29 protein-coding genes are annotated in these 25,086 nt (G+C 62.6%); 16 read left to right on the plus strand and 13 right to left on the minus strand.

The genetic code is table 11. The features are described 5' to 3' along the window. Positions 1–77: 77 nt before the first annotated feature. Both AC0J5Z_RS00740 and AC0J5Z_RS00745 read right to left on the minus strand, forming a co-directional pair. A complete protein-coding gene (locus tag AC0J5Z_RS00740; protein ID WP_475036762.1) occupies positions 78–434 on the minus strand; it encodes a GNAT family N-acetyltransferase in 357 nt (118 codons plus the stop codon). Continuing rightward, positions 431–1,786, minus strand: a complete 1,356-nt coding sequence (locus AC0J5Z_RS00745; protein WP_475036763.1) for an acyltransferase family protein — start codon at positions 1,784–1,786, stop codon at positions 431–433. Before AC0J5Z_RS00745 ends, AC0J5Z_RS00740 begins: the two co-directional genes overlap by 4 nt. Positions 1,787–1,941: 155 nt before the next feature. Here AC0J5Z_RS00745 and AC0J5Z_RS00750 point away from each other — a divergent pair, with 155 nt between their 5' ends. Together AC0J5Z_RS00750 and AC0J5Z_RS00755 are read left to right on the plus strand one after the other, a co-directional pair. Beyond that, the gene (locus tag AC0J5Z_RS00750; RefSeq protein ID WP_475036765.1) at positions 1,942–2,361 is read left to right on the plus strand and encodes a VOC family protein; all 420 of its coding nucleotides are present in this window, start codon (positions 1,942–1,944) and stop codon (positions 2,359–2,361) included. 11 nt (positions 2,362–2,372) lie between these two features. Continuing rightward, positions 2,373–2,756 (plus strand): hypothetical protein, encoded by a 384-nt coding sequence (locus AC0J5Z_RS00755; RefSeq protein ID WP_475036767.1) that lies wholly within the window; start codon positions 2,373–2,375, stop codon positions 2,754–2,756. A 7-nt stretch (positions 2,757–2,763) separates the two neighbouring features. Here the strand turns inward: AC0J5Z_RS00755 and AC0J5Z_RS00760 are convergent, their stop codons facing one another. From AC0J5Z_RS00760 to AC0J5Z_RS00780, 5 genes are all read right to left on the minus strand, one after another. Continuing rightward, entirely contained in the window at positions 2,764–3,156 is a 393-nt protein-coding gene (locus tag AC0J5Z_RS00760; RefSeq protein WP_475036769.1) for a DUF1304 domain-containing protein, read from the minus strand. A gap of 39 nt (positions 3,157–3,195) precedes the next feature. Further along, positions 3,196–4,071 carry a class II fructose-bisphosphate aldolase gene (locus tag AC0J5Z_RS00765; RefSeq protein WP_475036770.1) on the minus strand — a complete coding sequence of 292 codons (876 nt, stop codon included), beginning with the start codon at positions 4,069–4,071 and terminating at the stop codon, positions 3,196–3,198. After that, entirely contained in the window at positions 4,071–5,537 is a 1,467-nt protein-coding gene (locus tag AC0J5Z_RS00770; RefSeq protein ID WP_475036771.1) for a GntP family transporter, read from the minus strand. The genes AC0J5Z_RS00765 and AC0J5Z_RS00770 overlap by 1 nt, the downstream gene beginning before the upstream one ends. A 102-nt stretch (positions 5,538–5,639) precedes the next feature. Continuing rightward, the gene (locus AC0J5Z_RS00775) at positions 5,640–6,542 is read right to left on the minus strand and encodes an NAD(P)-dependent oxidoreductase (RefSeq protein ID WP_475036773.1); all 903 of its coding nucleotides are present in this window, start codon (positions 6,540–6,542) and stop codon (positions 5,640–5,642) included. Positions 6,543–6,577: 35 nt separating this feature from the next. Continuing rightward, positions 6,578–8,065, minus strand: coding sequence for a four-carbon acid sugar kinase family protein (locus AC0J5Z_RS00780; protein WP_475036775.1), 1,488 nt, complete (start codon positions 8,063–8,065; stop codon positions 6,578–6,580). A 129-nt stretch (positions 8,066–8,194) separates the two neighbouring features. Between AC0J5Z_RS00780 and AC0J5Z_RS00785 the strand changes: the two genes are divergently transcribed. The 5 genes from AC0J5Z_RS00785 (at position 8,195) to AC0J5Z_RS00805 (ending at position 11,805) form a co-directional block, all read left to right on the plus strand. Further along, positions 8,195–8,998: an alpha/beta fold hydrolase gene (locus AC0J5Z_RS00785; RefSeq protein WP_475036777.1), complete on the plus strand. Its 804-nt coding sequence runs from the start codon at positions 8,195–8,197 to the stop codon at positions 8,996–8,998. Positions 8,999–9,075: 77 nt separating this feature from the next. After that, the gene (locus tag AC0J5Z_RS00790; protein ID WP_475036778.1) at positions 9,076–9,777 is read left to right on the plus strand and encodes a FadR/GntR family transcriptional regulator; all 702 of its coding nucleotides are present in this window, start codon (positions 9,076–9,078) and stop codon (positions 9,775–9,777) included. A gap of 32 nt (positions 9,778–9,809) precedes the next feature. Further along, positions 9,810–9,959, plus strand: a complete 150-nt coding sequence (locus AC0J5Z_RS00795) for a hypothetical protein (RefSeq protein ID WP_475036779.1) — start codon at positions 9,810–9,812, stop codon at positions 9,957–9,959. A gap of 97 nt (positions 9,960–10,056) precedes the next feature. Next, positions 10,057–11,205, plus strand: a complete 1,149-nt coding sequence (locus AC0J5Z_RS00800) for a zinc-dependent alcohol dehydrogenase (RefSeq protein WP_475036781.1) — start codon at positions 10,057–10,059, stop codon at positions 11,203–11,205. 27 nt (positions 11,206–11,232) lie between these two features. After that, positions 11,233–11,805, plus strand: a complete 573-nt coding sequence (locus AC0J5Z_RS00805) for a hypothetical protein (protein WP_475036782.1) — start codon at positions 11,233–11,235, stop codon at positions 11,803–11,805. Between the two features lie 70 nt (positions 11,806–11,875). On the opposite strand, the gene AC0J5Z_RS00810 is transcribed toward AC0J5Z_RS00805, so the two are convergent. Then, the gene (locus AC0J5Z_RS00810) at positions 11,876–12,304 is read right to left on the minus strand and encodes a universal stress protein (RefSeq protein ID WP_475036783.1); all 429 of its coding nucleotides are present in this window, start codon (positions 12,302–12,304) and stop codon (positions 11,876–11,878) included. Between the two features lie 160 nt (positions 12,305–12,464). Between AC0J5Z_RS00810 and AC0J5Z_RS00815 the strand changes: the two genes are divergently transcribed. Both AC0J5Z_RS00815 and AC0J5Z_RS00820 read left to right on the plus strand, forming a co-directional pair. Then, a complete protein-coding gene (locus tag AC0J5Z_RS00815; protein WP_475036784.1) occupies positions 12,465–13,271 on the plus strand; it encodes an SDR family oxidoreductase in 807 nt (268 codons plus the stop codon). 107 nt (positions 13,272–13,378) lie between these two features. Next, complete coding sequence (locus tag AC0J5Z_RS00820) at positions 13,379–13,588, plus strand: dodecin (RefSeq protein WP_011773002.1); 210 nt, start codon at positions 13,379–13,381, stop codon at positions 13,586–13,588. 62 nt (positions 13,589–13,650) lie between these two features. Here AC0J5Z_RS00820 and AC0J5Z_RS00825 read toward each other — a convergent pair whose 3' ends face one another. Further along, on the minus strand, positions 13,651–14,532 hold the full coding sequence (locus AC0J5Z_RS00825; RefSeq protein WP_475036785.1) for a helix-turn-helix transcriptional regulator: 882 nt from the start codon (positions 14,530–14,532) through the stop codon (positions 13,651–13,653). Positions 14,533–14,718: 186 nt separating this feature from the next. On the opposite strand from AC0J5Z_RS00825, the gene AC0J5Z_RS00830 reads away from it, so the two are divergent. The 5 genes from AC0J5Z_RS00830 to AC0J5Z_RS00850 all read left to right on the plus strand — a co-directional run bounded on the left by AC0J5Z_RS00830 (position 14,719) and on the right by AC0J5Z_RS00850 (position 18,724). Then, positions 14,719–15,540 carry an aldo/keto reductase gene (locus AC0J5Z_RS00830; protein WP_475036787.1) on the plus strand — a complete coding sequence of 274 codons (822 nt, stop codon included), beginning with the start codon at positions 14,719–14,721 and terminating at the stop codon, positions 15,538–15,540. A 25-nt stretch (positions 15,541–15,565) separates the two neighbouring features. After that, positions 15,566–16,537: an aldo/keto reductase gene (locus AC0J5Z_RS00835; protein ID WP_475036788.1), complete on the plus strand. Its 972-nt coding sequence runs from the start codon at positions 15,566–15,568 to the stop codon at positions 16,535–16,537. Next, on the plus strand, positions 16,534–16,785 hold the full coding sequence (locus tag AC0J5Z_RS00840) for a hypothetical protein (protein WP_475036790.1): 252 nt from the start codon (positions 16,534–16,536) through the stop codon (positions 16,783–16,785). The genes AC0J5Z_RS00835 and AC0J5Z_RS00840 overlap by 4 nt, the downstream gene beginning before the upstream one ends. A gap of 62 nt (positions 16,786–16,847) precedes the next feature. Continuing rightward, the gene (locus tag AC0J5Z_RS00845) at positions 16,848–17,678 is read left to right on the plus strand and encodes an aldo/keto reductase (protein WP_475036792.1); all 831 of its coding nucleotides are present in this window, start codon (positions 16,848–16,850) and stop codon (positions 17,676–17,678) included. 2 nt (positions 17,679–17,680) lie between these two features. After that, entirely contained in the window at positions 17,681–18,724 is a 1,044-nt protein-coding gene (locus AC0J5Z_RS00850; protein ID WP_475036794.1) for a lactonase family protein, read from the plus strand. A gap of 74 nt (positions 18,725–18,798) precedes the next feature. Here the strand turns inward: AC0J5Z_RS00850 and AC0J5Z_RS00855 are convergent, their stop codons facing one another. Both AC0J5Z_RS00855 and AC0J5Z_RS00860 read right to left on the minus strand, forming a co-directional pair. Further along, the gene (locus AC0J5Z_RS00855; protein ID WP_475036796.1) at positions 18,799–19,029 is read right to left on the minus strand and encodes a hypothetical protein; all 231 of its coding nucleotides are present in this window, start codon (positions 19,027–19,029) and stop codon (positions 18,799–18,801) included. Next, entirely contained in the window at positions 19,026–19,223 is a 198-nt protein-coding gene (locus AC0J5Z_RS00860) for a hypothetical protein (protein WP_475036798.1), read from the minus strand. The genes AC0J5Z_RS00855 and AC0J5Z_RS00860 overlap by 4 nt, the downstream gene beginning before the upstream one ends. Positions 19,224–19,526: 303 nt before the next feature. Here AC0J5Z_RS00860 and AC0J5Z_RS00865 point away from each other — a divergent pair, with 303 nt between their 5' ends. Next, a complete protein-coding gene (locus AC0J5Z_RS00865; protein WP_475036799.1) occupies positions 19,527–22,325 on the plus strand; it encodes an alpha-amylase family glycosyl hydrolase in 2,799 nt (932 codons plus the stop codon). A 67-nt stretch (positions 22,326–22,392) separates the two neighbouring features. Here the strand turns inward: AC0J5Z_RS00865 and AC0J5Z_RS00870 are convergent, their stop codons facing one another. Continuing rightward, positions 22,393–23,394 carry a hypothetical protein gene (locus AC0J5Z_RS00870; RefSeq protein ID WP_475036800.1) on the minus strand — a complete coding sequence of 334 codons (1,002 nt, stop codon included), beginning with the start codon at positions 23,392–23,394 and terminating at the stop codon, positions 22,393–22,395. A 5-nt stretch (positions 23,395–23,399) separates the two neighbouring features. Next, positions 23,400–23,909 carry an RNA polymerase sigma factor gene (locus AC0J5Z_RS00875; protein ID WP_475036802.1) on the minus strand — a complete coding sequence of 170 codons (510 nt, stop codon included), beginning with the start codon at positions 23,907–23,909 and terminating at the stop codon, positions 23,400–23,402. A 154-nt stretch (positions 23,910–24,063) separates the two neighbouring features. Between AC0J5Z_RS00875 and AC0J5Z_RS00880 the strand changes: the two genes are divergently transcribed. Then, positions 24,064–25,041 carry a serine hydrolase domain-containing protein gene (locus AC0J5Z_RS00880; RefSeq protein WP_475036803.1) on the plus strand — a complete coding sequence of 326 codons (978 nt, stop codon included), beginning with the start codon at positions 24,064–24,066 and terminating at the stop codon, positions 25,039–25,041. Positions 25,042–25,086: the final 45 nt, after the last annotated feature.

The raw sequence follows: 25,086 nt of genomic DNA on the forward strand, positions 1-25,086 counted from the left end.
CTCCTGTAGATAACTCGGATTTCCGCATCACGGCGCAACCCACAGGCCCGCTGGCCTGTCAGTTCACGCGTAGGCGCCTATTCATTGTCCGGTTCGCCCACCGGCTTTTCCGCGGGCCAGTCCACGTCCTGTTCATAGCCCTCGTGCTTCTTCAGGTAGGCGGCAATGTACGGGCAATGCGGGATGATGCGCTTCCCGGACGCCACCACGTCATCCAGCGCAAAGTGCGCCAGTACTTTTGCCAGGCCTTGGCCGTTGAACCGGGGCTTCGTTTCAGTGTGAATGAAATCAATATGACCGGGCTTGTCCAGGAACTGGGAAATCACGGCCAGCTCTCCGTCCACGTGCAGCTCATAGCGGTGAAATTTGTCGTTGCGCAGCGTGGTGACGCCAGCTCGGAACGACTCTGCCAGTGAATCCTTGTACTCGGTCATGTTTCGAGATTGGCACGTAAATCTGGCTCTGGCAACGTGTGCCACCGCCCCTCGCGCAATTCCGCGCCGTCCAGCACCGGCGGCGGCAGCACCGGCGTCGGAACCCTGCCGAGCAGCAGGACTGCAAGCGCATAGCACGCCGCTCCCCCACCCAACAGGGCAAGCGTCAAGCCGTTGAACGCAGCATCCGCCAGCGGGACCAAAACCACGACGGCAGCGGTCACCACAGCGGTCCGTGAGGGACCCCGCGCGTGGCTGGCCGCCGTCGGACGGTCCTCAAGACGACCGAAAAGCCACACGACCGGGACCAGCAGGGTTATCACCGCGAAGAACACAGGTATCCGCGCCCACCACCACTCTGCCGTGCCGGCCAACGGCCTGGGCACATCGGTAAGCAACAGCAATCCGGACATGCCCACGAGAAGCGGAAGGTGCCACAAGTAGACGGTCATGGATCGGCGTCCCGCAATGGCAATCACTGACTGTATCCAGCGGATCCCAGCCATCCACCGTATGCCCTTTTGAAGCATCTGGAGGGTCGCCGCCTGGGAAATGCCCAATAGAAGCAAGCAAAAATTGGGCGGGTTCAGGTTCACCACCATGTTCCCCGGGTACACGGCCACACCGGTCAGCAGTCCCAACAGAAGGTTGCTAGAGACAATGGCACCAACCAGCCACGCGCGGCTCCGGTGCTCGAAGAAGCCGTCGGCCATGAGGAATCCCAACTGCTGGACGGCGCACCATACGAAGATCATGTTCGCGAAAGCCAGGACGGGAATGGCGCCGCGAAGGGAGTCGACCGTGATGATCAGCGCCACCAGCGCACCGAACGTCAGGAGCGGCGCGCGTTCGTGAAACCGGGCCATCAGGGGGATGCTGAGTTGGGCCGTGAGGTAGGCCGCCAGGAACCACAAGGGCATCGCGGCGCCGGCGGTCATCAACTGGACGACTTGCGGGTGGACACCAAGCAGCAGCGCGACCCAAAGCCCTCCCCACATGACAGCCAGTACCGCCATGGCCGGGCGGACCAGGCGGAGGAGCCGTAGTTGGGCGAAGTCGAACCCGCTGCCGCCGTGTGCCTTCAGGCGCCGCCACGATTGCAGCCCGGTCACACCGCCCAGGACGAAGAACAGCGGGACGATCATGAGCCCCCAAGCCACGGGGGTGAACCAGCCTTGCTCCATGAGCACGTTCCCGGTAGTGACAGTCCCGTCCCTGTGCAGAGCAGGGCTGACCATCATGCAGTGCGCCGCGACAACCAGGAGCAGGCAGGTGAAGCGGACAAGGTCGATCGCCGGGTCCCTGTGCACAGCCGTTGCCCGGCTGGCGGGAAGATGCGCGTCCATCTCCATGGCTCTCCCTACAGTGGCACGCACCTGCGTGCTGACTCCATTCTCCGCCCGGGCGAGGGGCAGGGCCAGCAGGCTGGTGCCGGACTCCTCCGGGATATCCCCATCTGCAAAATTAGCTCTGGACGAGGGGACGAAACACCGGCAGGATCAGACGCATGACTACGTCGATTTTCGTGAACCTGCCCGTAAGCGACCTCGAGGCATCCAAGGCCTTCTACACGGCCCTTGGCTACTCCATTAACCCGAACTTCACCGACGAGACTGCCGCCTGCGTGGTCTTCAGCGACACCATCTATGCAATGCTCCTGACCCACGAAAAGTTCAGTCAGTTCACCAAGCAGCCCATCGCGGACACCCAAAACTCGACGGCGGCAATCGTCGCCCTTTCTGCCGACAGCCGTGAAGACGTGGATGCGTTGGCTGCCAAGGCGCTCGAAGCTGGTGGATCCGAAACCTACGACGCCCAGGATCTTGGCTTCATGTACAGCCGCGCGTTCCGTGACCTGGACGGCCACCACTGGGAAGTCCTCTGGATGGACGACGCCGCAGCCCAGGCTGGTCCTCCGGAGTCGTAGTTCCGAGACCTGTGGAGTACATACGATTCGAGTCAGCCCATGACAACCAACACGGCACCCGGACAGGAGTCTTTGGGCTGGCCAATGGACTGGCCCGAACCCATTCTCTAACCAAAGCTGACCGGGCTTGGTGGCACACAGCGAACGCCTGGTACGACGCCGCCTATCCGGACCCAGCCAAGGAAGATGCCACGCTGTTCGATAAGACAGTGAATCCGGTGGCAACTTGTTGGTTCAAGGAGACCGCTGTGCATCTCTTGGATAGGGTGCCCGGCTACTTGGAGCTCCTGGACCGTTACGGAGTGGAGTGGGTGCAGCTCAGGTCCACGGAGCCCGGAAGGGTTATCTATCAGGACGAAGTGCAGATTGTTGTGGTCCCGGTTGGGGCCGGATGAGCCGAATCTAGCCCAGCGTCACTGCCAGCACGCCAAGCACGACGGCAAGGAGCGGCGTGGTGCCTTGGAGAACCGCGGCTCGGAGGTACTTTTTGCCGCTTGCTGCGAGCACCAAGGCAGCAAGGAGCATGGATCCGCAGCTGCTGAAGACGAGGGTCCAGCCAACCTGTGGTGAACCCAAAGCAACTGCGATGATGCCAATCAGTGCGCCAACGGCAAGGAACAGGTTGTAAAAGCCCTGGTTGTAAGCGAGCGGTTTGGTGGTTTCGGCGTCCGCCTGCGAGGTGAGGCTGAAGCGTTTCCAGGTGGCTGGCTTGGTCCAGGTGATGGACTCCATGGTGAAGATGTAGACGTGGAGCAGGGCGGCAATCGTCGCGAAAATCAGGGAGGCCAGGATCATGGTTTGATCCTAGCCTCCCTGCGTTCTTGAGCTGGGCCGTCAGGCGCTGAGCAGTTCCAGCGTGGTGCCCGCGAACGTCGCAGCGGAGCCGTTCCATCGGGCCAGCAGGCCTTGGAGGTTTTCTCCGTCGGCCCGGTGTGCTGCGGTTTCAGCCTCCAGCGTGGACAGGATTCCCGTGCGCAGTTCGGTGTTGAAGTTCACCTTGCCCACTTGCATGGACGGCGCCTTGGCGAGTTGGTCTGCGGGGATGCCGGAGGCTCCGTGAAGCACCAGCGGCACCTCGGTCTGAGCAGCGACTTCACTCAATACGTCCCATCGGATGTTTGGCTCGCCCTTGTACTTGCCATGCACGTTGCCCACAGCAACGGCCAGTAGCTGCGCACCTGTCCGCTCAACGAAGTCGGCCACCTGCGACGGGTTTGTGAGGGCGGCGACTGAAGTCCCGGCGTCGTGCGCTGAAGCTTTGGTGCCGAACGCCTTGTCCTCGTCGCCCGCAAAGACGCCCAACTCTGCCTCAATCACGACGTCGGAAGCACCTTGGGCGTCCAGTGCGGCCCGGACTTCGCGGACCAGGGCGATGTTGTCCTCGTAGGGCAAGGACGAACCATCGGCGAGGACCGCGTCCGCGCCGGCGGCTACGGAATCGAGGATGACCTTGAGGTCCGAGGCGTGGTCCAGCTGCACCGAAACCGGGACGCTGGCATCGTCGGCCAGGCAGCGCAGGGCTGCGATGAGGCGCAATCCGTTGGCCGTGGACGCAGTCTTCGGAGCGACGAGCAGGATGACGCCGAGCCGGGCTTCTTCCGCTGCACCAACAACAGCCAGGGCGGTAGTGAAGTCGTAGCAGGTGAAGGCCGGAACACCAGCTCCGGAGGCCAGGGCGGAGTTGACCAAGTGATCGAGTTTGGCGCGCATTAGTGAGCCAGGCCTCCCACCAGGATCCACGCGACGTAGGTCAGCGCGAAGCCAGCCAGGCCCAGGATGGTGGTGAGGACGGTCCAGGTCTTGAGGCCGTCTGAAACGGTGAGGCCGTAGTAGCGGACCACGGTCCAGAAACCGGCGTCAGTCACGTGGGACAAACCCAACGAGCCGAAGCCGATCGCGATGACGATCACGGCGATCTGGGCAGGCGTGTAGCCACCTTCCATGACTGCGGAGGTAAGCAGGCCCGTCGTCGTCACGATGGCGACGGTCGCGGAGCCCTGGGCGGCGCGCAGTGCCAAGGAGATGATGAAGCCGAGCACGATTACCGGCAGGCCGAGGCTATCCAAAGTGTGGGACAGCGCTGCACCGATGCCGGATGCGCGCAGTACTTCACCGAACACACCGCCGGCCGCCACCACCATGAGGATGGAGGCGATGGGAGGCAGTGCACCTTCGAAGATCTCGCCGGTTTCCTTGAGCGACCAGTTGCGGCGGACCGCGAGCAGGAAGAAGGCGAGGGCGACTGCCACCAGGAGTGCGAAGAACGGGTTGCCGACGAACGCGGCCACGCCGTACCAGTAGTTGTCCTTGGGGAGGGTCAGTGTTCCAACCGTGCCGAGGAGAATCTGGACGATGGGAGCCGCGATCAGGAAAATGATCAGGCCGGGACGCGGAGGGGCGATCGCACGGGCGCCGGGACCGTCATGGCCAACGTGGACCAGCGATTCGGAACCGAATTCATCCACCTGCTGCTTCACACCCGGGAGGAGTTCGTAGTCCTTGCGGTTCATGATGCTGGCAACCCAGTAGGACAGGAAGCCGAGCGGGATGCAGATGATGAGGGAGATCAGGGTGATGAGTCCGATGTCGGCGCCGAAAACGCCAGCCCCTGCGACGATGCCCGGGTGCGGCGGGACGGCAACGTGGATGGACAGCATGATGCCGGCCATCGGTAGGCCGAACTTGATCGGGTGCACGTTCGCGATCTTGGCGAAGGCGTAGACGATCGGAACGAGGACGATCACGCCAACCTCGAAGAACACGGGGATCGCCACGAGGAAGCCCACGGCGGTCAGTGCGATGGCAACGCGCTTGGCGCCGAGCTTCTCAGTGAAGTGGGTGGCCAGCGACTGCACACCACCGGAGACTTCGATCATGCGGCCAAGGATGGCGCCGAGGGCAATCAGCAACGCGACCTTGCCCATGGTGCTGCCAACGCCTGTAGTCACCACGGTGAAGATGTCCTTGAGCGGAATCTGCGCCGCGACGCCCACCAAAATGCTGACGGCCAGCAGGGCAACGAAGGCCTGGATCTTGAAACGGATGATCAGCACCAGCAACAGGGCGATACCGGCTGCAGCGATGGTCAGCAGAAGGGGTGTTCCCAGCTCCACTGCGGGCTTGATGGCGGGGGCATCAGCCGCCCGAACCATCAGCGAGTTGACGAGGGGGTTCATTGGGGGGTGTCTCCTTTGACATACCAGTCTAAAGAAGACCGGCGGAAGGTGGCGACGACGGCGAAGGGGGGACCGCCGTCGTCGCGGTTCTTGTTGGGGTGCTTAGGCGGTGCGCTTTGTGGGCGCGACAACCTTGATGACGGCGGAGTCGTCGGCGGCGGCGAGGCCCTGGGCCTGGCCGAGGAGGTAAAGCTGTTCTGCTGCTGCGGCAACGGGTGCGGCGAGGCCGGCGGCCCGGGTTGCCTTGCCCACGATGCCCATGTCCTTGACGAAGATGTCCAGGCGGCTGAGGACCTCGGCGCCGTCTTCGGAGTAGGCCTCAAGGATGCGCGGGCCGCGGTTGGAGAGCATGAAGGAACCAGCGGCTCCGGCTTCGAGGGCGGCAAGTGTCTTAGCTTGATCGAGGCCGAGGGCATCGGCGAGTGCCATGGCCTCGGCAGCTGCGGCGATGTGTACGCCGCAGAGGAGCTGGTTGACGGTCTTGAGGGCCTGGCCGTCGCCGGGCTTGTCGCCCACGATGCTCAGGGTGGAGGCCAGCAGTTCCAAGGCAGGACGCGCCTTTTCGAGTGCTTCAGGCTCAGAGCCAACGACGATCAGCAGGTCGCCTTCGCCGGCACGCTTCGGACCACCGGAGAGTGGAGCATCCACCAGGGCCACACCGTATTCCGCAAGCTTTTCCACCGTGGCGGGGATGGCTTCGGTACCAACGGTGCTGCCGAGGATCACGACGGCGCCCGGCTTCAGTACCGAAGCCACGCCGTTCTCGCCGAAAAGGACGTCGTTGAGCTGCTCGCCGTTGCGGACGGCCAAGAGCAGCGCGTCGGCGCCATCCGATGCCTCGCGTGCAGAAGCAAAGGTCTTGATGCCTGCGGCTGCTGCGAGTTCCAAGCGGGGCTCGGCGATATCGAAGCCGTGGACAGTCAGCTCGGACGCGAGGCGGGTAGCCATGGGCAGGCCCATGGCGCCCAGGCCCAGGACGGTAACGGTGTAGTTGCTGCTGGTCATGGTGTTCTCCATTGAATTTCTTGGGGCCGGGGGTTCTAGAAGGTGGCGCTGAGCTTGCGGGTGACCTCAGTCAGGGATTGGTCGTCGCCCACGTTGCCGGCGAACACGATGTACGGGATGCCCTTGGCGGGACCGTCCACCGGCTCCCAGAGCGAGACGATGCCCGGCAGCATGGGGCCGCGGACAATTGCATGGCGGATTTCCAGGCCGTGCGCGGCGACGTCCGAGGATGTGATGCCGCCCTTCGCGATGACAAACCGCGGCGGAAAGGTCTTCAGCGTCCGGTTCACAACTGCGACGACGGCGGCCGAGACGGTGCGTGCGATCTTCAGGCTTGCTGCGGCGTCGTCGGTCTTGATGAGCAGGCGGCTGGTGTGGACGATGACGTCACCGCCGCGAAGAGCGTCGACGACGTCGGACACTACAGTTGCGATGTAGGCGTCGGCTTCCGCTGTCAGGAGCTTCTCGACGTCGATCTCGACGATCCGTGCCGAGCTGTGCTGTGCCGTCAGGGCGTTGAGCTGACGCGTGGTGACGCCGACGTGCGAGCCGACCACGATCAGGCCGCCGGCCGTGGAGGGAGTGTTGCCCGCATAAGCCTCCTGGGAGGTCAACGCGGTGCGGATCTCCTGGCCGATACGGCCCCTCACGAAGGGCGGGCCCACACGGTACAGGAGCTTCTTGCCACGGCGCTCGGCTTCTTCAAGGCCCAGGGCCAGGGCACGGAAATCGTTCTCGGTGACGATGTCGGCCACGATCGGCGTGGAGTTGGTGGCGGACTCGAGGGCGTCGGCGATTGCTTTCGCGGAGATGGTGGGATCCTGCGCTGAGGCACCGGCGCGAATGATATGGAGGTCCAGGACGATCACGTCGCCGGCCGGGAACCGCCCCTGCGACTTCTCCTCCACATACTTGGCCATCTCGGAGTTCGCGAAGCCGAAGCTCGCGTCCTTCGCGAATTCCGTCTCTGCCACCGGGGTGAGTGTGCCGGCGTCTTCTCCGGTGCCGCGCATGTAGTGCACGCCGCCGATGGTGACGCGACCGGCGTCGGGGAAGGCAGGAACGATGACCACACCGTCGGTGGCTTCACCGGTTTCGGCTGCCACGGTGGCGGCGATGACGTCCGGTTCCAGCGGGTAGTGGCCGCGGAGGGTGGAGTCGCTGCGGCTGACGAAGCCGAGCCTCACATTCCCTGCTGCCGCTGCCAAGGCATTGCGGACGATTTCCTCGTTGCGGGCTGCGGCTTCGGCCGGGTCCAGGCTGCGGGTGTTGGTGAGGACATAGACAGCAGGTTTGGTCTGGTTCTCACGGATGTGGGTGAAGGCCCACGTGAAGTCTGCGACGTCCCACCGGGTGAGCACGGCGAGATCCGCAACGGACTGCGTTCCCGTGGGGTCGTCGTCGAGGACTACCAATACGCGGGGAGACGTTACCGAGGACGCCGCAACGGCGTCGGCAACCAACTGAGCAGGAATCTGGACTTCCGCCGGGAAAGCGGCCAGAACGTCGGCTTCAAGGGTCACTGTGCACTCCATCGTGGGAAATCTCTGTGGCGGTTTGGCGAATGTAAGATGTCAGACATCTAACATTTGAATTAGTGTGACACACGGCTCCTTACCACGCAAGGTGCTGCGCATCACTAGGCTGGGTACATGGCTGACAGCGAGGTTCCGCTCCCCTTCGTGGACGTTCGGACGCCCGCAGTTTCCGCAGGTGAGCCGGTCCCCACAGTGCTGATCCACGGCTGGGCGTCCGGTTCGGTGTACTGGGAACCGCTCGCCAAAGAACTGCTCGACGCCGGCCGGACGGTCTGGATTCTCGACCTCCCGGGCTATCACCCCGGTGAGGCGTTGCAGCCAAATTTTGACTGGACCTTGGACTCGGTGGCAGCCTCGGTGGCGAAAGCTCTTGAGGTGCGGCGCAGCGGTCGGGTGCATCTGGTGGGGCACTCGATGGGCGGGAGTATTTCACTCACGCTCGCGGCGGCCCATCCGGAGCTGGTGGCCTCGCTGACCTTGGTGGGCATGGCGCCAGTGCCGCAGAATCAGGGATTCAAGAAGCTGCTGATATCGCAGCTGGATCAAGGATTCTTCGATTCCGGGACCGTAGCGAAGCTCATGAACGCCTGGTACGGGGAACTGTCCGCGGAAGACCTGCAGCGGCTCAGCACGGGGTTTAATGCACCGTTTTCGGTTCTGTCCGCCAGCGCCTTGGCGGCCATGACCGGCGTCGAACCTTCAGTGCCTGGGCGTGTCCACGCGCCCCTGCTGGTGATCGCCGGAACCGGGGACCGAGTGCGACCCATAGAGCAAATGCGCGCGTTCGCGGCCGAGAGCCCACGTCGGCAGCTGCGAGCCATCCCCGATGCTGGCCATAACGTCCACTGGGAACAGCCCGAAAAGTGCGCCTCGGCGCTAAATGAGTTCTGGGAAACAAGCTGGCCACCGCCAGCGTAAGATGTCTGACAACCACCCCGTCCCGGGGGAAGGTCCGCGGGGCGCCGGGTGGTCTGGAGTACAGGAAATGGGGATACATGGCACGCAAGTCGCTGGTCGGCGTCGTGGCTGATGAGCTGCTGGACCGGATCATCGCGGGCGAGTTTCCGCCCGGAACTGTGGTCCCGGGCGAGCTGGAGCTCAGCGCCAAGCACGAGGTGAGCCGCATGACCGTGCGCGAGGCCATGAAAACACTTGAGGCACAGCGGATCCTCAGCGTGGAACGCGGCCGCGGAACGTTCGTTAATCCCCTCAATCAGTGGGCGTCACTCGAGGCCGTTTTGCGGGCAGCGTCGGAAGGAACCAAGGATGCGGCTGCTGCGATCCAGTTGATCGAACTCCGCCGGATGCTTGAAACCGGCGCATGCGAACTGGCCGCCGAACGCATCTCCGATACTGAGCTCACAGCACTCAAAGAGCACGTGGAAAAGATGCAGGCCGCCCACGAAGTCAACGACCTCCCCGCTTTTGTGGAAGCAGACCTCGCCTTTCATGACGTGATTCTTCACGCCTCAGGCAACGTCTTTGTTGCCGTGCTTTTCGAGCCGCTGCATCGGGTCCTCGAGGTCCGCCGCGCGCAAACCTCAGCTGTCCCGGAGATACAGGAACACGCAATCGGTCACCACCGGAAGATCGCAGCGGCACTGGAGTCCCGCAATCCCAACGATTCACGCCTTGCCATGGATGCCCACATGCAGCAGACCCTGGACGACCTGAAGACGTACGTGCTGGAGGCGTAGCTGATAGGTAATGCGGATTCGGGGCTCAGCGCGTGACCGTGCGGACCCTGGCGGACTTGGAAGTCGTGCACCCATCGACCGCCGCTTACCGGGCCGGGACACAGGAACGGCCACTGGTCATCGACGCGAAGATCGCTCCGACGGCGGTTCGTGGTGGCTGGCGAGGCCTTCAAGGCCACTAACTGCCGGTCGTGCCCAACTTGAAAAAGAACTGGACACCAATAGTAAGCAGGCTTAGCATTTTGACCGTATCGGCAGCTAGCTACAAGAGGCGGCATAATGCGAGCAATGGTGTATCGGGGCCCATACAAGATCAGGGTCGAAGAGAAAGATATCCCACCCATCGAACATCCCAACGACGCCATAGTGCGGGTCACGAGCGCGGCGATCTGCGGTTCCGATCTCCACCTGTACCACGGCATGATGCCCGACACCCGCGTGGGGATGACCTTTGGGCATGAGTTCGTGGGAGTGGTCCACGAGGTAGGGCCATCTGTGGAGAACCTGCAGGTGGGCGACCGCGTGATGGTGCCGTTCAACATCTTCTGCGGCTCCTGCTACTTCTGCGCCCGCGGCCTCTATTCGAACTGCCACAATGTCAACCCGAATGCGACCGCGGTGGGCGGCATTTACGGCTACTCCCACACCTGCGGGGGCTACGACGGCGGGCAGGCGGAGTTCGTGCGCGTGCCGTTCGCCGACGTCGGACCCGTCAAGATCCCGGAGTGGATGGACGAAGAGGACGCTGTAATGCTCACCGATGCCCTCCCGACCGGCTACTTCGGGGCACAACTCGGTGACATTGAAGAGGGCGACACGGTGGTGGTGTTTGGAGCCGGCCCCGTCGGCCTGTTCGCGGCCAAGTCGTCCTGGCTGATGGGCGCCGGCAGGGTGATCGTCATCGACCATCTTGAGTACCGGCTCGCGAAAGCCCGCGAGTTCGCACACGCGGAGACATACAACTTCGCTGAATACGACGACATCGTGGTGGAGATGAAGAAGGCCACCGGGCATCTGGGAGCGGATGTGGTGATTGACGCCGTCGGGGCCGAAGCTGACGGTAACCTCACCCAGCACCTGACGTCTGCCAAGTTCAAGCTGCAGGGTGGATCCCCGATTGCCTTGAACTGGGCCATCGACTCCGTACGCAAGGGCGGAACGGTTTCGGTCATGGGCGCGTATGGCCCGATGTTCAGCGCCGTGAAGTTCGGCGATGCCATGAACAAGGGATTGACTCTGCGAATGAACCAGTGCCCTGTGAAGAGGCAATGGCCGCGGCTGTTTGAGCACATCCAAAACGGCTATCTGAAGCCCAGCGATATCGTCACCCACAGGATCCCGCTGGAGCATATCGCTGAGGGGTATCACATCTTCTCCGCGAAGTTGGATGGATGCATCAAGCCGATCATCACACCCTCGGCCAACTGAGCCGCGCACGCGAAAAGGAGAAACCATATGCCTTACACAGCAGAAAGGCCCCAACCGCGGCCAACGGCTGAAGAGTTGCGGGCAATAATTCCGGGATGGGGCGTGGACCTGGATCCCAAGGACCGGCCGGCGTTTCCCCGTGAGCAGCGCGGGATTCCGACGGGCGCCCATTGGGACTTCCCGGAGCGTCAGGAGGAGAAGTGGCCGCGGGAGCGGTCCATTGAGCACAAGTTCCTGACCCCCGTTTTTGGAACCTCCACCCCTCCAACGGGGGTGTCCGGGGTAATGCGGAAATACGCCTATAAATACAGTGAAGGCCGGGCGGCTCATTGGCTGATCCTGCTCGCGGCGGACAGAGTCAACGCCTGGGAGAGCCACTTGATGTCCTTTGGAACGCTTCGGCCGGACAACCCGATCACCGAAACCGGCGTGTTGAGCGAATTCAAGTACGGCGGCCTGAGCTCACGGTGGGGCAAGAAGCGGGCGGACACTAACCATCAGTGGATGGACCCGATCATCGTTGCAGGACCATGGCTGGTGGCGGGCACCGGGATGGTGCTGACTGTCCGGGCGCTGGCAAGGAAGGTCCGCGCCAGGTAGCCCGTCCGGGGACAGCACCTGTCGCTATGAGTGCTCATTGCGACAGGTGCTGTCCCTTACTTGGGCGTGACTACTCGACGTCCGTGTTCACGATGTACACGTCGCAGGGTGCACCGTGCGCAACGCTGTTGGCGATGCTGCCCAGGACGCGGCCCAGGCCCTTCATGCGCTTGTTTCCCACAACAATCAGGGAGGCATTGTTGGTCTCTGCGTAGTTGATGAGCGCGTTGGCCGGCGTGCCGCGGGCTGCGAAGTACTTGATGCTGCCGGCGGGCACGTCCAGCTCTTCGGAGACCTTGCGGGCCACGTATTCCGCGGAGTCGGCCGAGGAGACGGTGATCCGGTCGCTGCCACTGCCGAATTCTTCAATGCGGTCATCTGAGAAGCCGCTGATCACGTGCAGTTCGGCGCCAAGTGCGGTGGCGAGCTTCGCTGCTGCCACTGCTGCGCGCTTGGCCGTCTCGCTGCTGTCAACGCCGACGACAATAACTTCTGACATGAGTACTCCTGGTTGTGGGGATTCACTAGGTGCTGCTGCAAGAAATCTACACTCCATCACCATCCGCAGGGACGACCCTTTCGCGCCGGGAGTGTTTACGGCCGGTATCACTGGGTAGGGATAAATCATCGGAACGATCACACGACCGAAAGGCAAGGCAATGAGCGACGCACCATTTTCCCCGCAGACCGCCATCGTCACAGGATCGGATTCAGGCATCGGGCGGGCCACCGCAGTGGCTTTGGCCAAAGCAGGTATGGACGTAGGCATCACCTGGCACTCGGATCAGCAGGGTGCTGAGGAAACCGCAGAGGAAGTCCGCGGTTTGGGCCGGAAAGCAGTGGTCCACCAACTCGACACCACCGATGTGCGAGGAACGGCTGATGCCATCGACAAGCTCGCTGAGGAGCTTGGCGGCGTGGACGTCTTCGTCAACAACTCCGGAACCGGCGACGGCACTAAGTTCCTTGAGCTGGACTACGACACGTGGATGTCCACCTTGGACACCAACCTCAACGGCGCTTTCGTGGCGATGCAGACAGCGGCCAAGCGCATGGTGAACGCCGGCCGCGGTGGGCGCATTATCGCGGTCACCAGTGTCCATGAGTTCCAGCCCAGGGTTGGGGCCGCGGCTTATGACGCTTCCAAGCACGGCTTAGGCGGCCTCATCAAAACCATGGCTCTGGAACTCGCCGAGCATGGCATTACTGCCAACAACGTAGCACCGGGCGAGATCGCGACTCCCATGACAGGTCAGGAAGACGAGGACCCCAAGCAGAAAGAGCGCCCGGGAGTTCCACTGGGACGCCCCGGGGATGCCCGGGAAATCGCCGCCGTTATCGCCTTCCTGGCATCACCGGATTCCAGCTATGTCAACGGCGCATCATGGCCGGTGGACGGCGGGATGCTGCAAATGGGACCGCAAGCAGGTTCGCACATCACCAGTAATGATTGGCGCGAAAGCTAGGCCCGCAAGCTCTGGCCGCACGGAGATCCGTGGGCTAGTCTGCATGAACGGCCTGCCTGGCGGGCCAGATTTTTCCAAAGATTCGTAAGACGTTGATGAGGAGCACCATGGCTGGCCACACATATAGCGTTTCCGAAATTGTAGGAACTTCCACCGAGGGCGTTGACGACGCGATAAAGAATGGCATCGCGACAGCCTCCCAGACCCTTCGGAACCTGGACTGGTTTGAGGTCAAGGAAATCCGCGGCCACCTCGAGGACGGCGCAGTGGCCGACTGGCAGGTCACCATCAAGCTTGGTTTCCGCCTGGAGCGCTGAGCAGCCCCTTACCCGCTACGCGAGATGGCAGTTGACGCCCATGTTTTCCAAAAACATGGGCATTAACTGTCGTCTCGGCGGGCGGGTTCCGGGACCTCAGCTTGGGTGCCCACGTCACCAAAGCTCAGCAGCGTCAGAGCGTCCGACGACGGCGAGCCCGCCTTCGCGGAATAGACCCTCAGCATCTGGTCGGGGTCGTCCGGGAGACTCAGCGTTTCAAAGTTCAGTTCGAGGTCACCGACAATCGGGTGGTGCAGCCGCACAGTGCCTGCGGATCGCGACGCCACCCTGTGACCGGCCCACCACTGGCGGAAATGCTCACTGTGCACGGCGAGCTCGCCCACCAGGTGATTGGTCTGGGGATCGTTGGGGTGCCGCCCCACGTCCATGCGCAGAGCACCAACAGCTTCAGCGGCCACGGTTTTCCAGTCCCTGAACAAATGCAACGCCATGGGATCCAGGATGATCCAGCGGGTCAGGTTCCGCTCCGCGGCCGGGAGTGAAGCGAAATCGGTGAAGAGCAGGTGAGCCATCCGGTTTCCAGCAAGGACGTCCGCGCGTCTGCCCAACACCATGGCAGGAACATCTCCGAAGGCGTCGAGCAGCTGCCGCAGCGCGGGCCTCACCTTTTGTTGTACCGGGCCAGGATTGCCGGCGGAACTGGCGCAGTGCTCCAGCAGGTCCATCATGTGCGCCTGTTCCCCCGCGTCCAGGCGAAGTGCCCGTGCCACGGAATCAAGAACAGCCCTGGATGGGTGGATGTTGCGGCCCTGTTCCAGCCGCGTGTAGTAATCGGTGCTCACTCCCGAGAGCCGGGCAACCTCCTCGCGGCGGAGTCCTGGCACTCTCCGGGCACCACTGGACTCCTGTGCCCCGGCGTCTTCGGGTGAGAGACGGGCACGCATGACTTTGAGGAATTTGCCGAACTCGGCGCTTTGACCCATCCGTCCATTCTGCCGTCCGCGGCGCGTGAAAGACCACCATTTTGGGTAGGACTGCCAGACCTAGGAAAAACAGGATCAGGCTGGATTGCTGACTCTGCCGCTAAAAGTGCATAGGCTCAATACTGAGCCTCCGAAAACGCTTTCTGGAGTGTCACCGCCATAACCATCCCGTCGAAGGAGACCGTCATGCCAGAGCTGACATTGAACAACGGCGTCACCATCCCCCAGCTCGGATTCGGGGTCTTCCAAGTGCCTGCCGACGAAACGCAGAAGGTAGTGGAAGATGCCTTGGAAGCCGGCTACCGCCACATCGACACCGCGGCTGCATACCGCAACGAGGCGGGAGTGGGCGCTGCCGTCGCGGCCTCGGGCATTCCCCGGGAAGAACTGTTCATCACCACCAAGCTCCGCAACGGCGAGCAGGGCGAAGCCTATGATGCCTTCCAACGAAGCCGCGACGCCTTGGGCCTTGAGGTTATCGACCTGTACCTGATCCACTGGCCCGTTCCGTCGCAGGGCCTCTACACGCAGGCCTGGAAGGAAATGGAGAAGCTGTACCAGGACAAGCAGGTCCGGGCCATCGGCATCTCCAACTTCCTTTCCGACCACGTGGACACGCTGCTGAAAGAGGCAGAGGTAGTTCCGGCCGTTAACCAGATCGAAGTCCACCCCACGTACCAACAGGGCGAGTTGGCCAACAAGTGCCGCGACTTGGGCATCGCCGTTGAGGCCTATAGCCCGCTGGGCCAGGGCAAGGACCTGAACGCAGAGCAGGTGGCCCTCGTGGCCGCGGCGCACGGCACTACTCCTGCACAGTTGATCCTCGCCTGGCACCTCGCGCAGGGGACCATCGTGATCCCCAAATCCGCGGACTCGACGAGAATGCGCGAGAACTTCGGTGCCGGGGACCTCACCCTCACCGAATCCGAACTGGCAGCTATCACGGCACTTGAGGCGGGCGCCCGCATCGGCTCCGATCCCGCCGTCGCTGCTTTCACCCAGCTCTAAGCCCCGAAAGAAGGACTCCAAAAACATGCAGTACACCCACCTTGGCCGTTCCGGCCTGAAAGTTTCACGTCTCTGCCTGGGCACCATGAACTTCGGGCCGCAGACGGATGAAGCAACAGCCCACTCGATCATGGACACGGCACTGGAATCCGGCATCAACTTCTTCGACACCGCCAACGTGTACGGAGGAACCGGGCACCGCGGCTGGACCGAGGAAATCATCGGCCGCTGGTTCGCGAAGGGCAGCGAGCGCCGCGAGCGCACCGTGCTGGCCACCAAGCTGTACGGCACCATGACGGACCGTCCCAACGAGTCCAAGCTGTCAGCGCTTAATATCCGCCGTGCACTGGATGCGAGCCTGAAGCGGCTGCAGACGGACTACATCGACATCTACCAGTTCCACCACATCGATCGCGATACGCCGTGGGACGAGATCTGGCAGGCAATCGAGGTTGGCGTCCAGCAGGGCAAGATCCTGTATTCGGGCAGCAGCAACTTTGCCGGCTGGCACATCGCCCAGGCCCAGGAAGCCGCCCGTAGGCGGAACTACACGGGTCTCGTCAGCGAGCAGTCCATCTACAACCTGTTCCGGCGCGAAGTTGAGCTTGAAGTCATTCCGGCGGCACAGCAGTACGGCCTTGGCTTGATCCCATGGTCGCCGCTGCAGGGTGGGCTGCTGGGTGGTGTGCTGAAGAAGGAAGAGCAGGGCGTTCGCCGTACAGAGGGCCGGGCACTCGAGACGCTCAAAAAGCACGAGGAGCAGATCCGCCAGTACGAGGATTTCGCGGATGAACTGGGCCACGCACCCGGAGATGTAGCGCTGGCCTGGCTGCTTCACCAGCCTGCCGTGACGGCTCCGATCGTTGGACCTCGAACCCAGGAACAGCTCGATGCCGCTATCCGTGCCCTGGACGTCACTTTGAATGAGGACGCCCTCAAGCGGCTCGACGACATCTTCCCGGGTCATCGCACCGCCCCTGAAGATTACGCGTGGTGACTAGCCTCCTCCCTGACAACCTCGGACCGGCTGCGGACACCGTCTCGCCGCAGCCGGCCTCCCGGGGCGGCGCCAATCTGTTGGGCGACCGCTCGCACTCCGTGGTGTTCGACAACCGGGCCACGATTCCGTTCGCTGACGGCGCCCGGGAGATCGTCGAGTGGCATGACACCCACCCCGAACTGCAGAAGGTGGGCGAGGATTTCATGGAGTTGAGCGACAGCCTCTATCAATGGTCGCGGCGATAGCTGTTGCCAAGCAGCAAGCGGCCAGCGTAGAACAGCAACAGACTCAAAAGGAGATCATGCCCATGACACTTGCCCCGCTCATCGAACTCAATGACGGCCACAAGATCCCCCAACTGGGACTCGGCACGTGGCCGCTGAATGACGCCCAGGTTGCCGACGCTGTGGTGGAGGCTGTGTCCCATGGCTACCGGCACGTCGATACGGCTGTGAAGTATGGCAATGAGAAAGGCGTGGGCAACGGCATCCGTGCGTGCGGGGTGAATCGCGAGGAGCTCTTCATCACCACCAAATTGGATGGCGAGTTCCAAGGTTCCGGCAAAGCCGTTGCAGGGCTGGAAGGCTCCTTGGAGCGCTTGGGGCTGGACTACGTTGACCTGCTGCTGATCCACTGGCCGCTCCCCCGCCGCGGCGAATTCGTGTCCACGTGGAAGACCTTCGAGGAACTGCAGGCCTCTGGCAAAGTGCGATCCATCGGCGTCTCAAACTTCAAGCCTTCGCACCTCGACCAACTGTTCAGGCAGACCGACGTTGTTCCAGCCGTCAACCAGATTCAGGTCAGCCCGTCCGTCCCGCGGCCTGCTGCCCGGGCTTTCAACGAAGCGAACGGCATCATCACCGAGTCTTACAGCCCCCTGGGTGCCAGCAGCGACCTCTTGAACGCGCCAGTGTTGGCAGGCATCGGCAAGAAGTACGGGAAGTCTCCGGGCCAGGTGGTGTTGCGCTGGCACGTTCAGCAAGGCTTGGTGGCCATACCCAAAACCGCGAATCCGCAACGAATGAAGGAGAACCTGGACGTTTTCGACTTTGAACTGGACCACGACGACCTCATCCGACTGCAAACCCTCGACGCCGGGCCGGACGCCGGTGTGGACTCAGACGTACAGGGGCACTGACCATGGGTATCCAAAAGACACTGATCTGGGTTGGTTCGTACACTGCCGACAGGAACGGCAACGGCGAGGGCATCGTCGCACTTTCGGCCGATGATGACGGCCAGCTGACGTCCCTCGGTTTGGCGATCGCTGCCAACTCGCCATCGTTCCTTGCACTGCACCCAACGCTCCCGGTGGTCTACGCTGTAGCCGAGGAAGGCAAGACCGTGCGGGCTTATCGCCGGACAGGTGACGCTGAGCTGGAGGCTTTCGGCGATCCCTGGCCAGCCGGTGAAGCCACCTGCCACGTAGCGGCCGATCCGCAAGGACGCTTTATAGTGGCTACCTGTTGGGGCGACGGCCAGGTCATCCTGTACGAACTGGACGACGACGGCGCCATCACCTCGCGCACCAGCGCGGCGGCCGCCGTCGATCCCCACACTGCAACGTCTCCGGACGAGGAACGGCCCAGCCGCGCGCACTCAAGCCTGGTGCTGCCGGACGGCCGTGTCATGACTACGGACCTGGGGCATGACCTGGTCCGGGTGTGGCAGTACTCGCCGGGTGAAGGCCTGCAGCCAGATCATCAGGTGATCCTGCCGAGGGGCTCCGGGCCCCGCCACCTGGCCCGCCATCACAGCGGAACGGTCTTCGTGGACACCGAATACTCCGTGGAAGTAGCCGCCGTTCGGATGGAACCGGACGGCACTTATGAGCTGACAACCATAGTTCCGGCGACCGCCACAGGAGCCAAGGACGGCGACTCCGGCGCGGAGATTGCGCTGTCGCCGGACGGCCGCTTCGCTTATGTGGGCGTGCGGGGTTCCAACCGCATTTGTGTGTTGAAGGTTTCCCACGGCGGGGCTGAACTCGAGCCCCTCGCGGACGTTCCGTGCGGCGGCGACTGGCCCCGCCACCACCTGGTCCGCGAAGGCTGGCTGTACGTCGCCAACGAAGGCTCGGACGACGTCGTGAGCTTCAAACTGGACCGGGAAACGGGCCTGCCGGACGGCGTCGTGAGTCGCGTAGAGACGGGCTCTCCGAGCGTGCTGATTCCCGCCGGTTAACTGCCGCCGAGATGGCATTTAATACGTATGATCCGCTCAGACATTGGTATTAGATGCCATCTCGGCGAGTCTTTTCAGGCGGTCCAGACCTCGACGTCGTCCGTTCCGCAGATGAGCCTGCGGCCGGTCGGCTCGAGGATGACCCAGAGCAATTCCTGGTGCTTGGAAACGTCATCCACACGGCCAGTCCCGGCGCCCCACGCGACGTCGTAGATCCACACGGGATCGCCTGCGCTGAGATCGGTCCACTCTGCGGAGGGCACGTGCCGGTAGTCAGCGGGCCGGTTCAGGATGGTCCTGGTCATGCCGACACTTCAGCGGCAGCGCGGCGCCGCCAGATGGTGGGTACACCATCGTGCGCCGGCAGGACGTGGCCTTCCGCGAAAACCTGGACGGCATCCGGATCGGCGTCGGGGCTCCACAGGCCTGACGCCGGGCAGTGGGAACCGGTAGGCATAACGCGGGTGGCTCGTTCGCGCAGGAGGGCGATGCTCTTCATCGTTGAAACTCATCCTTGGGGATAGATCGGGGGCGTTGTGTGAAGCAGATCTCTTCAACCCTATGCAAGTCACAAGGGCTTCGTTATGGACAGATGCATAGCGTTCTCGACTGAGGCCATGCATAAGCACAGTGATAATTCGGCGCAATTTCAGGTACTCCGCGTGCAAGCGCTTCCAACAATGGAGTTCCAACAAAGCTCGTCACATTCTGCAATGCCGCAACTATATGGATTAAGCACAGGGAAGCGCTTACAGTTGTGACTTGTCCCACAGCACTGTCGCTTAGCGGAAGGTTCCATCACTTGTTATCTCGCAGCTATAGATACAACGTCAGCCAACTCCCCCACCAGCGTCGTCCTCTCGGCCGCGCGGTCGCCGTCGTACTGACGACGGCGGCGCTCACCGCCTCGGCCATCCTCCCCGCGGGCGCCGCACCCGCCACAAAGCCCGATCCCGCCGCCCAGCACTCAATCCGCGGCGGTATCAGCGAGCAGAACTTCTACTTCGTCTTGGCCGACCGATTCAACAACGGCACCAAAACCAACGACGACGGCGGGCTGGGTTCCGATCCGATGGTGTCCGGCTACGACCCCACCCGAAAAGGCTTCTTCAACGGCGGTGACCTCAAAGGCCTGCAGGACCAGTTGGACTACATCCAAGGGCTGGGCACTAATTCCCTCTGGCTCACACCAAGCTTCAAGAACAAGGCGGTCCAAGGTGACGGCACCGTGGCGAACAGTTCCGCCGGTTACCACGGGTACTGGGTCACGGACTTCACCCAGATCGACCCCCACTTGGGCACCAACGCCGAACTGAAGACACTCATCGACGCCGCCCACGCCCGTGGCATGAAGGTGTACTTCGACATCATCACCAACCACACCGCGGACGTGATCCAGTACCAGGAAGCCGCCTCGGCACCGTACATCTCCAAGGAAACCGAGCCGTACCGAACCGCTGCGGGCGAGGTTTTCGATGACCGCGACTACGCGGGAACGCAGGACTTCCCGGCCCTGGATGCCGCAAAATCCTTCCCGTACACACCCGTGGTCCCGGCCGCGGAGAAGGACGTCAAGGTCCCGTCGTGGCTCAACGACCCCACGCTTTATCACAACCGCGGCAACACCAACTTTGCCGGTGAGGACTCCCTGTACGGAGACTTCTTCGGGCTGGATGACCTGTTCACCGAGAACCCAAAAGTGGTCAACGGGATGATGGACGTCTATAAAACGTGGATCCGCGACTTTGGTATTGATGGTTTCCGCATCGACACCATGAAGCACGTCAACGACGAGTTCTGGCAACAGTTCGGACCCCAGGTTCTCAGCTACGCCAAGGAACAAGGCAAGGACGAATTCTTCATGTTCGGTGAGGTCTTCGATACCTCCAAGAGCGTCACGTCCAAGTTCACCACCAAGAACAAGATGCAAGCCGTGCTGGACTTCGGCTTCCAAGGTGCAGCCCGCAGCTTCGCGTCCCAGAGCAGCAAAGCCACTGGCTTGGCGGACTTCTTCAACGGGGACGACTGGTACACCGACGCTGACTCCAACGTCTACCAACTTCCCACCTTCCTGGGCAACCACGACATGGGGCGCATCGGCACCTTCATCGCACAAGACAACGTGGGAGCAACCGAGACCGAACTGGTGGAGCGCGACGAGCTCGCCCACGAGCTGATGTACTTCTCGCGCGGTAACCCCGTGATCTACTACGGCGACGAGCAAGGCTTCACCGGTGCCGGCGGGGACCAGGACTCCCGGCAGACAATGTTCGCCAGCAAGGTCCAGGAATACCTGGATGACGATCTCCTGGGGACCAGCGCAACGCATGCCTCGGACAATTTCGATACGCAGCACCCGCTGTACCGGAAGATCAGCGAACTCGCGGCCCTCGCAGCTGACCATCCCACTCTCCGCAGCGGTGCCCAGCAAAACCGCTATGCAGCGGACGGCGCAGGGATCTACGCCTTCTCCCGCATCGACGCCAAGGAGCAGCGCGAATACATCGTTGCCGTAAACAACAGCGAGACCGCCCAGACCGCGGCGGTCCCCACGTATGAGGCAAAGCAGCCGTTCAAGCTGGTCTATGGTGACGCCGCGGCCGAGGCGAAAACCGACTCCCAGGCAAATCTGACCGTCACCGTCCCCCCGCTTTCGGCAGTGGTTTATGAAGCAGCGGGGCGGCTCGCCAAGTCCAAGGCCGCACCCGGCGTCGTGCTCAAGAAGCCGGTCACTGCGGCCGGTGACGCCACCCGACTGAAGGTGACGGCCGACGTCGACGGTAACTCGTTCTATGAAGTCACTTTCCAGGCGCGTACTGCGGGTGGCGAGTGGGCTCCGATTGGCACCGACGATAACGCGCCCTACCAGGTGTTCCACGATGTATCGTCCCTGGAGTCGGGGACTGCAGTGGAGTACCGCGCGGTGGTGTTGGATAACCGCGGGCAAACCTCGGCCAGCGAGGCGCGCAGCGGTGTGGTGGGTGAGCCGACACAGCCTGAAACCGTCACCGTGGCCGGCAGCCTCAATACCGAGCTGGGTTGCACCGAAGACTGGCAGCCATCCTGCGAGCAGGCGCTGATGAGCTACGAGCCGACGCATCGGCTGTGGCAGCTGAACGTCCCGAACTTGCCGGCTGGCAGCTATGAGTTCAAGGCTGCGCTCAACGGAACTTGGGACGAAAACTACGGGGCGGGTGGCGAGTTGGATGGCCCAAACGTAGTGTTCACGCACTCTGGCGGCGCCGTCACGTTCCTGTATGACCACGCGACCAACGTCATCAGCGCGATGACCGCGGGCGCACAGCCTGCCGCTGTTTCAGTGCCGGGCAGCCTGAACTCCGAGCTTGGCTGCACCGGAGACTGGTTGCCGGATTGCGCCCAGGCCCAGCTGCAGTTGGACGCGACCGACGGGATCTGGAAGCTTGCTGTCCCTGACCTGGCCGCAGGAAGCTACGAGTTCAAGGCCGCCATCAACGGCTCCTGGGCTGAGAACTACGGCCTGGCCGGAGCCCCGAACGGCAGCAACATCGCGTTGAAGCACGACGGCGGCCCGGTCACCTTCCGGTACGACCCCGCCAGCCATCTGGTCACCGTCCGCTAACCCAAGTAGGTAGCAGTTGAGGCCGTTTTGAGCTGTCAGAACGGCCTCAACTGCTACTCAGATGGGGCTATTTGTAACTCAGGCTCAGGAGCATGGCCTTGAGCTGGCCATACTGGGTGCTACCCATCCAGGCCCTGGCAGCTTCCGGCGTTGCGAAGGCTGGCTGCTTGTTGATGTCGAAGATGACTCGTGCGGACATGTACCCGTTCGGCATCAAGATCTGGTTGGATCCGGACCCCGTCTCACCGGGCTGGAGTTCGGAAGCAATCCGCAGGTCCATGAAGTAGCTCGGCGGATCCAGCACCGGGGCACTATCCGCGGGTGCTCCGTAAGGAACATACCTGGCCTGATTGGCCGCGAAGCCGAACTCCACGGGATTACCGGACGTGTCCGTGAGACCTGGGACCACTGCGCGGTCATACACCGTCCTGGTCACAGGGCCACCGGTCCCGTCGCCGTAGAAACCGCTGCTCATAAACGCGACGTCAGCGCCGGTGCTGTCCAAGACAGTCACTCCGTCGGAAGGACCTTGCTCCGGTCGGACGGTCCAGCCCACGGGGTAGGTGAAGGAAATGTGTCCGTCGGGGAAAGTGAACGTCTGCGACGTGGCAGCGGGTGCCGGCGGCGTTGGAGGAGTTGTTGGTGCCACCGCCGGCACAGTGGGAGCCACCGGCGGGGTGGTCACCGGCGCGGCCACTGTGGGCGTTGCCGACGGGGTAACCGAGGGTGTTGGGGTAGGTGTCGGGGTGGCAGAAACACTGGGCGTGGGTGTCGCTTCAGTGGACGTAACCGTGACGGCAGGCGCGGGAGCGGAGTTCACGGAACCGAAGTTTGCGGCTACGAGCACCCCCGCAGTTACGGCAGCAGCGCCGAGCAACAGTCCTCCGGCAATCTGTGCTTTCCGGCGCCGGCGCTGTTCCAGGGAGGTCACAGCCGCGATCTGGCGACTGTCGCTGAACACCGTGGTGCCGGAAAGGATTTTGTGGAGCGCTTCTTCACCGTTGGGTTCCGCCACTGGATCGATAGTGAGCGGGTCAATCGCTGATATCTGGTTCTTGATCGGATCCATTGTCTTCAGACCCCCATCTTTTGTGTAGTCGATTCGGCCCCTGCAGGCAGATGTTTCCTGAAGGCAGTACGGGCCCGGTGAAGGCGGACTTTGGCCGCAGATTCGCTGCACTGCAGCACCTTCGCGATGTCGGCGGTCCCCAAACCGTCCCAGTAGGCCATCTGCAAAATGTCGCGGTCCTGCTCCCGCAGGCGTTCCATTGCGTCCTGGACAGCAACGTTTTCGGAGCCGTCACCAAACCGCTGGACCGCCGTCGTCCGCAGTTTTTCCTGCAGCGCCAGGCGCCTGTCGCGGCTTCGGTAGGCATTTCCCACCAAGTTCCTTGCAACCGTCAAGAGGTACGGAAGGTCCGGGCGTGAGTCGTCGGTCCATTTTTGCCAGATGACGCGGAAGACGTCGGCCGCGATCTCCTCAGCTACTTCCGCCGATTCAACACGTCGGCAGACGAACTTGAAAACGGATGGGTAGCTGTCTTTGTGAATGGCGATGAACGCCAATTCGCGCTCTGAAAGCACGATGGTTCCCCCTGATAGATAGAGCCCTGAACTGCAGGATACTTGTATAGTTTCCGGCCGGGCGGCCACGGTTACACGCGGCGGTCAGTTTCTTCGCAGGGCCGTCAGGATAGATTCAAGTCACCAAAACCCCGAGCGAAAGCATGGCATAACAATGGTGGAAACAGGACCCGCTGCCGACTGGGCCCGCAAGCAGGTAGACCTCAAGCGCGTACCCGTCGCAGTGCTGGGGGTTGCTTCCAGCAAGGGCATCGAGGAGGTTGTGGCTTTTGGGACCGACGGCGCCAGGCAAGCCACGGCCGACGACCACTTTGCGCTGTTCTCAGTCACCAAACCGATCAGCGCCCTGACGGTCATGCGGCAGGTTGAGCTGGGGAAACTCTCGCTGGCTTCACCGCTCACTGCGGCGGTGCCGGGCTTCGGCGCCAGCCGGACGGACAACGTGTCACTGGAGCACCTGCTCAGTCACCGCTCCGGTATTGCAGATCCAGCGCTCGACGGCGGCACTCCCCTCCGCGGAGCCCTCACCTCCGCGGAGCAGGCCTACTACGCAGGATCCCTGGTCCAGTATTGCAACATCGCTTTCGAAGGTGCGGCGGCGATGGCCGAGTGGGCCGACGGACGCCCGTTCGAGGAGCAATTGCTGGCTTTGGCGGCGGACACAGGGGCGCACGGACTCACCTTCGATGTGGAGTCCAATCCACACGCTGTGCACGGCGCCGATGCTGCTGGCCTTGATGTCCAGGCCATGTTCAAGAACAGGCATCCCGGAGCCGGGCTGTTCGGGACGGCCGGAGACCTGCTCAATCTGGGCTCCGAGCTCCTGCGGGATTCCGGGAAAGCTGTCCGGCCCGCCACCTTGGCGGCAATGCGTCGCCCCCGTACTACCAAGGCTTCCCACATCACCACCAGGCCCACACCGTTGCGACACACCGGGCTCGGCTTCCAGATGCCCGCCAACGAGTCGGAGCTCTTCGCGCAGGGGATTTTTGGGCACCCGGGCTGGTCGGGAACGGAGTGGTGGATGTTCCCGGAGCAGGACCGCTGCGTCGTGTTCCTGACGAACGTGCTGGACACCCCGGACCTTGGCGTGGACACCAACGAGCTCTTCAACGCTGTGGCGGCTTCCTAACCCAAGTAGGTAGCAGTACAGCGCGTTTTGAGGGCTCTAAACGCG

The organism is Paenarthrobacter sp. TRD_SC_7, assembly GCF_056156245.1.

What these genes read in the sequence shown, in the direction of transcription:
- AC0J5Z_RS00740 (WP_475036762.1), bottom strand. Translation starts at nt 434, where the DNA reads ATGACCGAGTACAAGGATTCACTGGCAGAGTCGTTCCGAGCTGGCGTC.
- AC0J5Z_RS00745 (WP_475036763.1), bottom strand. Translation starts at nt 1,786, where the DNA reads ATGGAGATGGACGCGCATCTTCCCGCCAGCCGGGCAACGGCTGTGCAC.
- AC0J5Z_RS00750 (WP_475036765.1), top strand. Translation starts at nt 1,942, where the DNA reads ATGACTACGTCGATTTTCGTGAACCTGCCCGTAAGCGACCTCGAGGCA.
- AC0J5Z_RS00760 (WP_475036769.1), bottom strand. Translation starts at nt 3,156, where the DNA reads ATGATCCTGGCCTCCCTGATTTTCGCGACGATTGCCGCCCTGCTCCAC.
- AC0J5Z_RS00765 (WP_475036770.1), bottom strand. Translation starts at nt 4,071, where the DNA reads ATGCGCGCCAAACTCGATCACTTGGTCAACTCCGCCCTGGCCTCCGGA.
- AC0J5Z_RS00770 (WP_475036771.1), bottom strand. Translation starts at nt 5,537, where the DNA reads ATGAACCCCCTCGTCAACTCGCTGATGGTTCGGGCGGCTGATGCCCCC.
- AC0J5Z_RS00775 (WP_475036773.1), bottom strand. Translation starts at nt 6,542, where the DNA reads ATGACCAGCAGCAACTACACCGTTACCGTCCTGGGCCTGGGCGCCATG.
- AC0J5Z_RS00785 (WP_475036777.1), top strand. Translation starts at nt 8,195, where the DNA reads ATGGCTGACAGCGAGGTTCCGCTCCCCTTCGTGGACGTTCGGACGCCC.
- AC0J5Z_RS00790 (WP_475036778.1), top strand. Translation starts at nt 9,076, where the DNA reads ATGGCACGCAAGTCGCTGGTCGGCGTCGTGGCTGATGAGCTGCTGGAC.
- AC0J5Z_RS00800 (WP_475036781.1), top strand. Translation starts at nt 10,057, where the DNA reads ATGCGAGCAATGGTGTATCGGGGCCCATACAAGATCAGGGTCGAAGAG.
- AC0J5Z_RS00805 (WP_475036782.1), top strand. Translation starts at nt 11,233, where the DNA reads ATGCCTTACACAGCAGAAAGGCCCCAACCGCGGCCAACGGCTGAAGAG.
- AC0J5Z_RS00810 (WP_475036783.1), bottom strand. Translation starts at nt 12,304, where the DNA reads ATGTCAGAAGTTATTGTCGTCGGCGTTGACAGCAGCGAGACGGCCAAG.
- AC0J5Z_RS00815 (WP_475036784.1), top strand. Translation starts at nt 12,465, where the DNA reads ATGAGCGACGCACCATTTTCCCCGCAGACCGCCATCGTCACAGGATCG.
- AC0J5Z_RS00820 (WP_011773002.1), top strand. Translation starts at nt 13,379, where the DNA reads ATGGCTGGCCACACATATAGCGTTTCCGAAATTGTAGGAACTTCCACC.
- AC0J5Z_RS00825 (WP_475036785.1), bottom strand. Translation starts at nt 14,532, where the DNA reads ATGGGTCAAAGCGCCGAGTTCGGCAAATTCCTCAAAGTCATGCGTGCC.
- AC0J5Z_RS00830 (WP_475036787.1), top strand. Translation starts at nt 14,719, where the DNA reads ATGCCAGAGCTGACATTGAACAACGGCGTCACCATCCCCCAGCTCGGA.
- AC0J5Z_RS00835 (WP_475036788.1), top strand. Translation starts at nt 15,566, where the DNA reads ATGCAGTACACCCACCTTGGCCGTTCCGGCCTGAAAGTTTCACGTCTC.
- AC0J5Z_RS00845 (WP_475036792.1), top strand. Translation starts at nt 16,848, where the DNA reads ATGACACTTGCCCCGCTCATCGAACTCAATGACGGCCACAAGATCCCC.
- AC0J5Z_RS00850 (WP_475036794.1), top strand. Translation starts at nt 17,681, where the DNA reads ATGGGTATCCAAAAGACACTGATCTGGGTTGGTTCGTACACTGCCGAC.
- AC0J5Z_RS00855 (WP_475036796.1), bottom strand. Translation starts at nt 19,029, where the DNA reads ATGACCAGGACCATCCTGAACCGGCCCGCTGACTACCGGCACGTGCCC.
- AC0J5Z_RS00860 (WP_475036798.1), bottom strand. Translation starts at nt 19,223, where the DNA reads ATGAAGAGCATCGCCCTCCTGCGCGAACGAGCCACCCGCGTTATGCCT.
- AC0J5Z_RS00870 (WP_475036800.1), bottom strand. Translation starts at nt 23,394, where the DNA reads ATGGATCCGATCAAGAACCAGATATCAGCGATTGACCCGCTCACTATC.
- AC0J5Z_RS00880 (WP_475036803.1), top strand. Translation starts at nt 24,064, where the DNA reads ATGGTGGAAACAGGACCCGCTGCCGACTGGGCCCGCAAGCAGGTAGAC.